The organism is Pseudonocardia sp. (genome assembly GCF_050246655.1).
Classification (GTDB): Bacteria; Actinomycetota; Actinomycetes; order Mycobacteriales; family Pseudonocardiaceae; genus Pseudonocardia.
Map to the genome: position 1 here is coordinate 1 of NZ_JBFWVQ010000020.1, position 11,381 is coordinate 11,381.

General features: G+C 73.5%; 13 protein-coding genes and 2 pseudogenes. 10 read left to right on the plus strand and 5 right to left on the minus strand.

Annotation, left to right across the window (positions count from 1 at the left end; translation table 11 throughout):
* Positions 1 to 127, plus strand: a pseudogene (locus AB7J25_RS09555) (IS630 family transposase); the annotation flags it as partial.
* Between the two features lie 75 nt (positions 128 to 202).
* On the opposite strand, the gene AB7J25_RS09560 reads toward AB7J25_RS09555, so the two are convergent.
* On the minus strand, positions 203 to 700 hold the full coding sequence (locus AB7J25_RS09560; protein ID WP_428507263.1) for an SRPBCC family protein: 498 nt from the start codon (positions 698 to 700) through the stop codon (positions 203 to 205).
* Positions 697 to 1,086 (minus strand): ArsR/SmtB family transcription factor, encoded by a 390-nt coding sequence (locus AB7J25_RS09565; protein WP_428507265.1) that lies wholly within the window; start codon positions 1,084 to 1,086, stop codon positions 697 to 699. Before AB7J25_RS09565 ends, AB7J25_RS09560 begins: the two co-directional genes overlap by 4 nt.
* 45 nt (positions 1,087 to 1,131) lie before the next feature.
* On the opposite strand from AB7J25_RS09565, the gene rsmD reads away from it, so the two are divergent.
* From rsmD to mutM, 8 genes and pseudogenes are all read left to right on the plus strand, one after another.
* On the plus strand, positions 1,132 to 1,695 hold the full coding sequence (gene rsmD / locus AB7J25_RS09570) for a 16S rRNA (guanine(966)-N(2))-methyltransferase RsmD (RefSeq protein WP_428507267.1): 564 nt from the start codon (positions 1,132 to 1,134) through the stop codon (positions 1,693 to 1,695).
* A gap of 146 nt (positions 1,696 to 1,841) precedes the next feature.
* Positions 1,842 to 2,324, plus strand: coding sequence for a pantetheine-phosphate adenylyltransferase (gene coaD / locus AB7J25_RS09575; RefSeq protein WP_428507269.1), 483 nt, complete (start codon positions 1,842 to 1,844; stop codon positions 2,322 to 2,324).
* 71 nt (positions 2,325 to 2,395) lie between these two features.
* Positions 2,396 to 3,109, plus strand: a complete 714-nt coding sequence (locus AB7J25_RS09580; RefSeq protein WP_428507271.1) for a DivIVA domain-containing protein — start codon at positions 2,396 to 2,398, stop codon at positions 3,107 to 3,109.
* A 60-nt stretch (positions 3,110 to 3,169) separates the two neighbouring features.
* Positions 3,170 to 4,291, plus strand: a complete 1,122-nt coding sequence (locus tag AB7J25_RS09585) for a MinD/ParA family ATP-binding protein (RefSeq protein WP_428507273.1) — start codon at positions 3,170 to 3,172, stop codon at positions 4,289 to 4,291.
* Between the two features lie 72 nt (positions 4,292 to 4,363).
* Positions 4,364 to 4,864, plus strand: coding sequence for a YceD family protein (locus AB7J25_RS09590; protein ID WP_428507384.1), 501 nt, complete (start codon positions 4,364 to 4,366; stop codon positions 4,862 to 4,864).
* A gap of 30 nt (positions 4,865 to 4,894) precedes the next feature.
* On the plus strand, positions 4,895 to 5,077 hold the full coding sequence (rpmF, locus tag AB7J25_RS09595) for a 50S ribosomal protein L32 (RefSeq protein ID WP_428507275.1): 183 nt from the start codon (positions 4,895 to 4,897) through the stop codon (positions 5,075 to 5,077).
* Between the two features lie 8 nt (positions 5,078 to 5,085).
* Positions 5,086 to 5,856 (plus strand): annotated as a pseudogene (rnc, locus tag AB7J25_RS09600) (ribonuclease III); the annotation flags it as partial.
* A 139-nt stretch (positions 5,857 to 5,995) separates the two neighbouring features.
* Positions 5,996 to 6,892 (plus strand): bifunctional DNA-formamidopyrimidine glycosylase/DNA-(apurinic or apyrimidinic site) lyase, encoded by an 897-nt coding sequence (gene mutM, locus AB7J25_RS09605; protein ID WP_428507277.1) that lies wholly within the window; start codon positions 5,996 to 5,998, stop codon positions 6,890 to 6,892.
* A 66-nt stretch (positions 6,893 to 6,958) separates the two neighbouring features.
* Here the strand turns inward: mutM and AB7J25_RS09610 are convergent, their stop codons facing one another.
* Genes AB7J25_RS09610 through lat form a run of 3 tightly spaced genes read right to left on the minus strand, consistent with a single transcriptional unit; the run spans position 6,959 to position 10,859 of the window.
* On the minus strand, positions 6,959 to 7,990 hold the full coding sequence (locus tag AB7J25_RS09610; RefSeq protein ID WP_428507279.1) for a magnesium and cobalt transport protein CorA: 1,032 nt from the start codon (positions 7,988 to 7,990) through the stop codon (positions 6,959 to 6,961).
* A 17-nt stretch (positions 7,991 to 8,007) separates the two neighbouring features.
* Positions 8,008 to 9,564, minus strand: a complete 1,557-nt coding sequence (locus AB7J25_RS09615; RefSeq protein ID WP_428507281.1) for an aldehyde dehydrogenase family protein — start codon at positions 9,562 to 9,564, stop codon at positions 8,008 to 8,010.
* The gene (gene lat, locus AB7J25_RS09620) at positions 9,561 to 10,859 is read right to left on the minus strand and encodes an L-lysine 6-transaminase (RefSeq protein ID WP_428507283.1); all 1,299 of its coding nucleotides are present in this window, start codon (positions 10,857 to 10,859) and stop codon (positions 9,561 to 9,563) included. The genes AB7J25_RS09615 and lat overlap by 4 nt, the downstream gene beginning before the upstream one ends.
* 81 nt (positions 10,860 to 10,940) lie before the next feature.
* Here lat and AB7J25_RS09625 point away from each other — a divergent pair, with 81 nt between their 5' ends.
* Positions 10,941 to 11,381, plus strand: coding sequence for an Lrp/AsnC family transcriptional regulator (locus AB7J25_RS09625; protein ID WP_428507285.1), 441 nt, complete (start codon positions 10,941 to 10,943; stop codon positions 11,379 to 11,381).

Here is an 11,381-nt window from a genome sequence, read left to right on the forward strand (position 1 = left end):
CGACATCCGCGACTGGATCACGACCTGGAACGACAACCCGCGGCCCTACGTCTGGACCAAGACTGCCAACGAGATCCTCGACAGCATCGCCCGATACTGCGCCCGAATTAACGACTCAGGACACTAGCGGACCCGCGCCACCTGTCGAACGTGACGAACCGCCCGGCGAGGGCGAGCAGGGAGGCGTCCGTGTCGCCCCGGGTCAGAGCGTCTTCGCGAGCGCCACGAGCTGGTCCAGCGCGGCGCCCCACCCCTCGTGGAAGCCCATCCCCTCGTGGGTCTTGCGCGCCGCGGGATCGGCGTGCAGCGCCGTCGCGGTGTAGCGGGTGCCGTCGCCGTCGGGGGCGATGTCGACCACGGCGGTGAACGGGAAGCCACCCTCCTCCGCCTGCGCGGGGCGGAAGCCCGGCCCGAGGCCGGAGGTGAAGACCAGCCGGCGACCCTCCTCGACGTGCAGGACGCAGCCGGCGTTGGGGAACTCCTGGCCCTCCGGGGAGCGCATGACCGAGTTGAACGCGCCGCCGGGCCGCAGGTCGAGCTCGACCGAGACGGTCGACCACGGCTTCGGGGTGAACCACTGGACGAGCAGGTCCGGGGTGGTCCAGGCCCGCCAGACCAGTTCGGGTGCGACGTCGACGGTGCGCTCCAGCACGAGGTCGAGGTCGGGGTTGGGGGTGGCTGTGGCCATCGCCGTGGTCATCGGTGCTCCTCGGTGTCGGGTTCGGTGTCGGTGTCGTGACCGGAGCGGCCCAGGTCGCGCAGGAGGGCGTCGAGCTGGTCCAGACGCCGGGTCCATTCCGACCGCTGGCGTTCGAGCCAGGCGCCCGCCTCCTCCAGCGGCTGCGGGGCGAGCCGGTAGGTCCGCACGCGCCCGCGCTTCTCGGACGTGACGAGGCCCACACGTTCGAGCACCCCCAGGTGCTGTGTGAACGAGGCCAGCGCCATGTCGAACGGGCGCGCCAGCTCGCTGGTGGACGCCGGGCCGAGGCCCAGGTGCTCGACGACGCGGCGACGGGTGGGATCGGCGAGGGCGTGGAACACCCCGCTCAGACCTCCCGGGTCCGCGAGCGCCGAAAACTTAGGCATATACCTGAGTATCAGCTCGGGGTGGGGTCGGTCAACACTCGCCCGGTGACGCGGATCATCGCCGGGACCGCGGGCGGGCGCCGGATCGCCGTGCCCCCGCGGGGCACCCGCCCGACGTCCGACCGCGTACGGGAGGCCCTGTTCAGCGCGCTGGACGTCGATCCCGGCCTCGACGGCGCCTGCGTCCTCGACCTCTGCGCTGGCTCCGGTGCCCTCGGCCTGGAGGCGCTCTCGCGGGGGGCGACGCGGGCGACGTTCGTCGAGTCGGACCGGCGGACGGCGACCGTCCTGCGCCGCAACGTCGCCGCGCTCAGCGCCGATCTCGGGCTGCCCGCCGTGGAGGTGCACGTCGCGGCGGCCGCCACCGTCCTCGCGCGCCCGGCGCCCGCCGTCCACGATGTGATGCTCGTCGACCCGCCCTACGACGTCCCGGACGCCGAGATCGCCCGCTGGCTCGTCGACGCCGCCGCGCACGGCTGGCTCGCCCCCGACGCCGTCGTGGTCGTCGAGCGGGGGGCGCGGTCGGGCCGATTCCCCTGGCCGGAGGGGTTCGCGCCCGTCCGGGAACGTCGCTACGGCGACACGGTGCTGCACGTGGCCCACCGTTGATGATCCGCTGTTGATCCGTTGATGATCCGCGGTTGCGGTACCCGGCGGACATCGGTGACCGCTTCCCACCGCGGATGCGGATCATGGGAACGTGATGCTCGTCGGTTCGCGGGGGTGCCGGCCCGCGGAGCTGTTACGGTCCGCGCATGCGGCGCGCCGTCTGCCCCGGATCGTTCGACCCGGTGACCAACGGGCACCTCGACATCGTCGTCCGGGCGGCGGCCCTGTTCGACGAGGTCGTCGTCGCGGTGCTGGTGAACAAGAACAAGCGGAGCCTGTTCACCGTCGAGGAGCGGATCGCGATGCTCGTCGACGTCACGGCGGGGTATCCCAACGTGACGATCGGGTCGTTCCACGGCCTGCTCGTCGACTACTGCCGCGAGCACGACATCCGCGCGATCGTCAAGGGCCTGCGCGCGGTCACGGACTTCGACTACGAGCTGCAGATGGCGCAGATGAACCAGCGCCTCTCCGGGGTGGACACGCTGTTCATGTCCACCAGCCCCGAGTACAGCTTCGTCTCCAGCTCCCTGGTCAAGGAGGTCGCCACCTACGGGGGCGACGTCGCGCACCTGCTGCCCCCGCAGGTGCACGCGCAGCTGCTCGCCCGGATCGCCGAGCGCGCCTGAGGAGCCCCAGGACACGCCGGGTGCGCTGTCAATGGCCCGTCCGGGCGGCGTCCGATGGGAGGATGCGCCGCGTGTACCGGGTCTTCGAGTCGCTGGACGCGCTGGTCACGGTCGTCGAGGAGGCTCGCGGCCTGCCCATGACGGCGCTGTGTGCGGTGCCGCGCGGCGACGTCCTCGAGCTGCTCGACGACGTCCGCGAGGCGCTGCCCGCCGAGGTCGACGACGCCCAGGACGTCCTGGACCGCCGCGACCAGATCCTCGGCGACGCCGAGCAGGAGGCGGACCGGGTCCGCTCGGACGCCCGCACCGAGGCCGACGAGCTGACCGGGCGGGCGCGGGCGGCGGCGGAGGAGACGCTCGCGCACACGCGCCACGAGGCCGAGCGGATCGTCGCCGAGGCCCGCCGCGCCGCGGAGGACCTCGCCGACGCCGCCCGGGACGAGGCGGACCGCGTCGCCGCGGCGGGTCAGGCCGCGCAGGAGCGCTTCGTGGCCGACGGCCGCAGCGAGCAGGCCCGGCTCGTGTCGCAGGCCGAGGTCGTGCGCGCCGCCCGCGCGGAGGCGACGCGGATCGTGGACGACGCGGAGGCCGAGTCCGCGCGGCTGCGCGAGGAGTGCGACGCCTACGTGGACTCGCGTCTCGCCCAGTTCGAGGACGCGCTCACCCAGGCGCTGCGCACGGTCGGCCGCGGCCGGACGACGCTGCGCCGCACGCCGGGTGCGGCGAACGGGCGGATCCCCACCGGGACGGGCCGCACGGGCACGGGGATGGACCTGATCGACTGACCCTGATCGACTGACACTGCGCTCCACGTCGGACGGTGATCGACGCGCTACGCTGCGTCGATGGCGCGTGATCCGGAGACCGACGGCTGGTGGGACCGCTACGGGCACCGGCTCGAACTGCGCCACGCCTCCCCGGCGGATCCGCCGATCGCGCCCGCCCCGCAGCGACCACCGTCCGCACCGCGCCCCCCGGCGTCCGACATCCTCCCCGAGCTCAGCGAGGAGGCGATCCTCCGCCCGCGCAACGAGCTGCCCACCGGCGGCTGGCGCCGGGCCCTGCTCACCGCCACCGGGGGCCTGGTCAACCCGGGTCCCGGGGAGGCCGAGCTCGCCCGCCGCGAGCTGCTGCACCGGGTCCGGCGCCCGCTCGCCGGCTCCCACCGCATCGCCGTCACCTCCATGAAGGGCGGCGTCGGCAAGACCACCGTCGCCACCTGCCTCGGCCTCGTGCTGGCCGAGAACCGCGGCGACCGCGCGATCGTCGTGGACGCCAACCCGGACGCGGGCACGCTCGCGGACCGGCTCACCGGTGAGTGCACCGTCACCGTCCGGGAGCTGCTCCACGATCTCGACCACGTCCGCTCCTGGGCGGACGTGTCGCGCTACACGAGCCTCGCCGGGCGCCTGCAGGTGCTGGCCTCCGAGCAGGACCCGGCGTCGGGCGCGGCGTTCCACCGCGACGAGTACGAGCGGGTCATCGGCGTCCTGGCCCGGTACTTCGACCTCGTGGTCACCGACTCCGGGACCGGGCTCGTGCACTCGGCGATGGAGGGCACCCTCGCGCTGGCCGACTCCGTCATCGTCGTCGGCGCGCCGACGGTGGACGGGGCGAGCCGGGCGAGCAAGACGCTGGACTGGCTCGCCGCGCACGGGCACGCCGATCTCGCCGCGGCCGCGATCGTGGTGCTGTCCTGCGACCGCGGCAGCGCCGAGGTGGACCGCGAGCGGATCCGTGGGCACTTCGCCGCCCGTTGCCGGGCCGTCGTCGAGGTGCCCCAGGACCCGCACCTCGCCACCGGCGGCCGGGTCGAGCTCGCCCGGCTGCGCGGCGCGACGCTCGACGCGTTCCTGGAGCTCGCCGCGCTCGTCGCGGACCGCTTCGGCGAGGGGGGCGGTGCACCGCCGGGCGCGGTCGGCCCGCCCGCCCCGGCCGCACCGGCCCTCGGGCATGCGCCCGCCTGAACGGCCTACCCTGGTCCGGTGAGTTCTGGATGGGTGTTCAGCACGCGCGAGCTGGGCCGGCGGGCCGGGGCCATGCGCAGCTACCACCGCACCGTCCCCGCCCCGGCCGATCCGCCGCTGGGTATCGACGTGATCGGCGTGCCCGCGGGTGCTCCCGTCGAGCTGGAGGTGCGGCTGGAGTCGGTGTCGGAGGGCGTCTACGTCTCCGGCAGCGTGCAGGCGCCCCTGGCCGGTGAGTGCGCCCGCTGCCTCGACACGGTCACCGACGCCGTGGACGTCGAGCTGGGCGAGCTCTTCGCCTACCCCGACAGCGTCACCGACGAGACGACGGACGCCGACGAGCTGCCGCGCGTGGTGGACGAGCAGGTCGACGTCGAGCAGGTGGTGCGTGACGCCGTCGTCCTGGGGCTGCCGCTGTCCCCGCTGTGCGCCCCGGACTGCGCCGGGCTCTGCCCGGACTGCGGCGAGCGCCGGGCCGACCTCGCGCCCGACCACGGGCATGAGACACTGGATCCTCGATGGGCCGCGCTGCGCGGTCGCACCTTCGGCGAGGCGACACCGTCCGCCGACTGACACCAGCTCTGCACCGCAAGGAGAAATGCCGTGGCCGTTCCCAAGCGCCGTATGTCGCGCTCCAACACGCGCTCGCGACGGGCGCAGTGGAAGGCCGCCGTGCCGACGCTCGTCGCCTGCTCCAACCGCGCCTGTAAGGCCATGAAGCCGCCGCACCACGCCTGCCCGGAGTGCGGTCTCTACGACGGCCGGCCGGTCGTCACCCCGGCCTGATCCCAGGCGTGGCCCGGGACGGCCAGGCAGGACGCGGCCGCCGGGGCGCGGTCACGGACCGCGCCCCGCTCCTCGTCGCGCTCGGCGTCGACCTCGACGACGAGCTGCTGGTCCTTGCCCTCACCCACCGGTCCTACGCCTACGAGCACGGCGGCCTGCCCACGAACGAGCGCCTCGAGTTCCTGGGCGACTCCGTGCTGTCCATCGTCGTCACCGAGCGGCTCTACCGCGACCACCCGGAGCTGCCGGAGGGCCAGCTCGCGAAGCTGCGCGCGAGCGTCGTCAACATGCACGCGCTCGCCGGGGTGGCGGCGTCGCTCTCGTCGTCGGGGCTGGGCGCCTATCTCTACCTGGGACGCGGCGAGGAGCTCACCGGCGGCCGCACCAAGACGAGCATCCTCGCGGACGCCACCGAGGCCCTGATCGGCGCGATCTATCTCGAGCACGGGCTGGAGACGGCCCGCGCGGTGATCCACCGGCACTTCGCCACGCTGCTGCGCAACGCCCCCCTGCTCGGCGCGGGCCTGGACTGGAAGACCAGCCTCCAGGAGCTCACCGCGGCCCAGGAGCTGGGGGTGCCCGAGTACCGCATCGCCGAGGACGGGCCGGACCACCTCAAGACCTTCACCGCCACCGCCGTCGTCGGCGGCCGGGAGCTGGGATCGGGCGACGGGCGCACCAAGAAGGAGGCCGAGCAGAAGGCCGCCGAGATCGCGTGGCGCACCCTCACCGCTGAGGCGAACGGCACGGCGAACGGGACGGCGAACGTTCGCGTCGACGTCCAGGCGGGCGAGGCGGCCGACGGCCCGCAGGGCGCGGTCGAGGACGCGCCCGACGGCGCGGTGTCCGGAACGGTCGGCGACCCGGAGGGCACGCCCGCCGAGGGCGGCTCCGCCGCCACCTCCGTCTGAGCGTCCGATGCCCGAGCTGCCCGAGGTCGAGGTCGTCCGCCGCGGCCTCGCCGAGCACGTCGTCGGGCGCGCCATCGCGTCCGTCACGGTCACGCATCCCCGCGCCGTCCGCCGCCATCCGGCCGGATCCGCGGACTTCACCGCCCGGCTCGCCGGACGCACGATCACCGCCGCGCGCCGCCGCGGCAAGTACCTCTGGCTCGAGCTGGACGATCCCGCACCCGGCGCCGACGCCGTCCTCGCCCATCTCGGGATGAGCGGGCAGATGCTCGTCGCGGACCCGGGGCGGGCGGCGGAGAAGCACCTGCGGGTGCGCTTCCGGTTCACCGACGGCGGCCTCGAGCTGCGCTTCGTCGACCAGCGCACCTTCGGCGGGCTGTCGGTGCATCCCCTCGCGCCCGAGACCCCCGGGGTCGAGCTCCTGCCCGAGCCGATCGCCCACATCGCCCGCGACCCCATGGACCCCGCGTTCGACCTGGACGCCGCCGTCGCCGGCATCCGCGGGCGCCGCACCGAGATCAAGCGCGCTCTCCTGGACCAGACGGTCGTCTCCGGCATCGGCAACATCTACGCCGACGAGGCCCTCTGGCGGGCGAGGCTGCACGGTGCCCGGCCCACCGAACGCCTCACCCGCGCCCAGGGGCGCACGGTCCTCACCGCCGCGGCTGAGGTGATGGACGCGGCACTCGCCGCCGGCGGCACGAGCTTCGACGCGCTCTACGTCAACGTGAACGGCGCCTCCGGCTACTTCGACCGCTCGCTCGCGGTCTACGGGCAGGCCGAGCGGCCGTGCCCGCGCTGCGGCACCCCGGTGCGTCGCGAGGCGTTCATGAACCGGTCGTCGTACTCCTGCCCGCGCTGCCAGCCCCGCCCGCGGGTACCGTCGAGAACGACATTGGGCTGATCAACTAGCCGAGTTGATCAGCGTAACGTCGTTCTCGACGGCACACGCGCGGGCGGCTCGGATCGGCTAGAGCCAGCTGTTGCGCTTGAACAGCAGATACAGGCCCACCGCGGAGAGCAGCATCAGCGCCAGCGCGAACGGGTAGCCCAGCGCCCAGTGCAGCTCGGGCATGAGGTCGAAGTTCATGCCGTAGATCCCGGCGACGAGCGTCGGCGCGAAGGCGATCGCCGCCCACGCCGAGATCCGCTTCACCTGCTCGTTCTGCTGGAAGCCCGCCTCGGTCAGGCGTGCCATCTCCTCGTTCTGCCGCTGCGCGACCAGCGTCGAGTTGACGGTGAGGATGTTCTCCAGCAGGGCCCGCAGCCCTTGCGCCCGCTCGCGCACCCGGGTGGCGTGGTCGCGGACGTCGCGCATGAGGCGGCGCAGTTCGAGGTCCGGCGTGCTGCTCTGCTTGCCGAACCGCTCCCGCATCTCGTCGAAGATCTCGTTCAGCGGCTCGACCGCCCGCTGGAACTCGATCACCTCGCGGGAGAGGTGGTAGATGCGCCGCGACACCGCCGGGTCCCCGCCCCACACCTGGGACTCGATCTGGTCGATGTCGTCCTGCAGGCCGTCCAGGACGGGCCCGTAGTCGTCGACGACCCGGTCCAGCACCGCGTAGAACACCGCGAACGGCCCGTGGGCGAGCAGCTTCGGGTCCTTCTCCAGGCGCTGGCGCACCCCGGCCAGGTCCGGCTCCACGGCGTGGCGGACGGTGACGACGAAATCCGGGCCGAGGAACAGGTGCACCTCGCCGATCTCGATCGACTCCCGCTCGTCCACGTAGCGGGCGGGGCGCAACACCGCGAACACGGTGTCGCCGTAGCGCTCCAGCTTGGGCCGCTGGTGGCCGTTCAGCGTGTCCTCGACGGAGAGGTCGTGCAGCCCGAACTCGTCGGCGATCTCCCGGATGTCCGGCTCCTCCGGGCGCAGCAGCCCGATCCAGCAGAAGCCGCTGTCGGCGCCGCACTCGCGCAGCGTCTCGACGGTACGGTCCAGCGACTCCGGCTCGCGGAACCGGTGCCCGTCCACGTAGATGGCGTTGTCGACGACCGACATGCGACCGAGCGTAGGTGCTATCCGAGCCGGAATCCGAGATCCGCCGGTAGATCGGCGACGTCCATCTGCGCCTTCTGGAGGGTCCCGGCGTAGTCCCAGTTGAGTGCCTGCCAGCGGGTGAACTGGTCGAGCACCCAGATCCCGGACTGGCGCGAGCCGTTGCCGGAGCGGCCGTTGCCGCCGAAGGGCAGGTGCGCCTCGGCACCGGAGGTCGAGTTGTTGACGCTGATCATCCCCGCGCCCACCCGCTCCCGGAACCGGAAGGCGTGCACCGGGTCGCGGGTGTAGATCGCCGCCGAGAGCCCGTAACCGGGGCCGTTCGCGAGCGTGACCGCCTCGTCGAAGGTCGCGAACGACGCCACGCCGACGATCGGACCGAACGTCTCGGTGTTCGCGAGCGCGTCGCCGGCGCGCACGCCCGAGACGACCGTCGGGTGGGCGTAGCAGCCCGCGAGGTCGCCCACGAAGCCCTCCCGCTGGCTGGCCGCGGTGATCCGCCCGGTGCCGGTCGAGCCGTGGAGGTGGTGGTGCGGCTCGACGAGGTCGAGGTGGCGCTCGAACGCCGCCAGGAACCGCTCGGAGATCATCGGCCCGTACAGCACATCGTCGCGGGTGGGGTCGCCGATCACCGCGCCGCGCACGGCGGCGTCGAACCGGCGCAGGAACTCGTCGTGGACCGACTCGTGCACGATCGCCGTCCCCAGCGAGGTGCAGCGCTGGCCCGCGGTGCCGAACCCGGAGAAGAGCGCACCCTCCACGGCCAGGTCGAGATCCGCGTCGGGCATCACGACCAGCGGGTTCTTCCCGCCCAGCTCCAGGCACGGGGTCTGCAGGTGCCGGCCGGCCAGCTCGCCGATGCGCGCGCCGACGGCCGTCGAGCCGGTGAAGCCGATCTTGTCGACGAGCCCCGCGCCCAGCGCGGCGGACAGGCCGTCGAACGTGGCCGGGCCGTCGGCGAGCACGGTGTGCAGCACCCCGTCCGGGACGCCCGCGTGCCGGAACAGCTCGGTGAACGCGCGCGCGATCGCCGGGGTGTACTCCGCGGGCTTCCACACCACGGTGTTGCCGCACAGGAGCGCCGGCACCAGGTACCACGAGGGCACCGCCACCGGGAAGTTCCCCGCCGTGACGATCACGGCCACGCCGACGGGCGTGCGGAAGGTGAACAGCTGCTTGTCCCGCATCTCGCTGGGCACCGTCTGGCCGTAGAGGCGGCGGCCCTCGCCCGCGAAGAACGTGCAGGTGTCGATCACCTCCTGCACCTCGCCGCGGGACTCGGCGACCGGCTTGCCGATCTCCTTGACGACCAACGCGGCAAGTGCTTCCTTGTTGGCCTCGACGAGCCGCCCGATCCGGGCCACCACCTGGCCGCGCACCGGCGCCGGCGTGGCGGCCCAGCCGCGCTGGGCGTCGCGGGCCGCGCGGCAGGCCTCGACGAGCGTGCCCGCGTCGCCGAGCAGGGCCGTCGCCACCGGCTCACCCGTCGCCGGGTTCACCGAGCCGAGCCGCCCGCCGGGGGCGTCGGCATCGGCGGAGACCCACTTGCCGTCGATGAAGGAACCGATCGTGGTCATCGCGTCACCGCCCGCTGGAGCGCGGCGACGGCGAGATCGCACTCGTCCTCCGCGACGGTGAGCGCCGGGCGGAAGCGGATCGACCGCTCCCCGCAGCCCAGCACGAGCACCCGCTCCTCGCGGTGCATCCGCGCCAGCACGGCGTCGCGGCGCGCCGGGTCCGGGAGGTCCACGGCGACCATCAGGCCACGCCCGCGGACGTTGTCGACCTGCCTGATCGTGCCCAGCCCGTCGAGCAGGCGCTTGCCGACCGCCGCGGCGCGCTCGCACAGTCCGTCACGCTCGATCACCTCCAGGTAGCGGGTGGCGCGGACGATGTCGGTCAGGTTCCCACCCCAGGTCGAGTTGATGCGCGACGCGACGCGGAAGACGTTGTCGGCGACCTCGTCGACGCGCCGGCCCGCCATGATCCCGCAGACCTGCAGCTTCTTGCCGAACGCGACGACGTCGGGCGCGAGGCCGAGCTGCTGGTAGGCCCACGGGGTGCCGGTGGCACCGCAGCCGGTCTGCACCTCGTCGAGGACGAACAGCGCGTCGTGGGCGTGGCAGAGCTCCTGCATCTGCAGCAGGAACTCCGCGCGCAGGTGCCGGTCCCCGCCTTCGCCCTGGATGGGCTCGGCGATGAAGCAGGCGATGTCGTGCGGGTGCGCGGCGAACGCGGCCCGCGCCTGCGCCAGTGCCGCCTCCTCGGCGGCGCGCAGCTCGGCGAGGTGGTCGGTGAGCGGGAACCGGATCGCGGGGGAGTCGATGCGGGGCCAGTCGAACGTCGGGAACAGGGCGGTCTTGGCCGGGTCGGTGTTGGTCAGCGACATCGTGTAGCCGCTGCGGCCGTGGAACGCCCTACGCAGGTGCAGCACCTTCGTGCCTCGCTCGGGTGGCCGTCCGTGCAGCGCGTTGTGCCTGCGCTTCCAGTCGAACGCCGTCTTGAGCGCGTTCTCCACCGCCGCAGCGCCGCCCTCGACGAGGAACAGGTGCGGGAGCGCGGGATCGCCGAGCACCCGGGCGAACGTGTCGACGAAATCGGCGAGCGCGACGGTCGGGACGTCGGAGTTGGACGGCTTGTTCAGCGCGGTGCGCAGGAGGCGGGCCAGGAACTCGGGGTCCTCGGCGAGCGCCGGATGGTTGAGCCCGAGCGGCGCGGAGGCGAAGAAGCTGAACATGTCGAGGTAGCGGGTGCCGTCGCGGGCGTCGACCAGCCAGGAGCCGCGGCTCGCGGCGAGGTCGAGCACCAGGTCGAAGCCGTCCACGAGCAGGTGGCGGCGCAGGACGTCGGGCACGCGGGCGGGATCGATCATCATCCGAGTGTGTGCGGGCGCGGTGTCGGCGCGCAGCGGCGTGCGCGTCGGCACCGGTGACGAACTGTCAGGATGTGGCGCGTGGCACGTGCGGATCGTCAGCTCGACGACCTGGACCGCGCCCTGCTCGCCCGCCTCACCGTGGACGGGCGGGCGACGCACACCGAGCTGGGGCGCGCCGTGGGGCTCTCGCGCACGGCAGTGCTCGCCCGGGTGCAGCGCCTGGAGCGGGCCGGGATCATCCGCGGCTACCGGGCCGACGTCGCGCTGCCCGGCGAGGCGGCCGCGCACCGGGCCCGGGTCGGCATCGTCGTGCGCACCGCGGACGTCGCCGGGTACGTGCGGCGGCTGCGCGGCCTGCCCGGCATGCAGGAGATCGAGACGGTCGCGGGGGAGTACGACTTCATCGTCGGGGTGTCGGCGCCGACCGCGGGCGAGCTCGACCGGGTGCTCGACCTGATCGCGGGCCTGCCCGAGACCGTGCGGACGACGACCTGGGTGGTGCTGACCCGCTACGCGTGA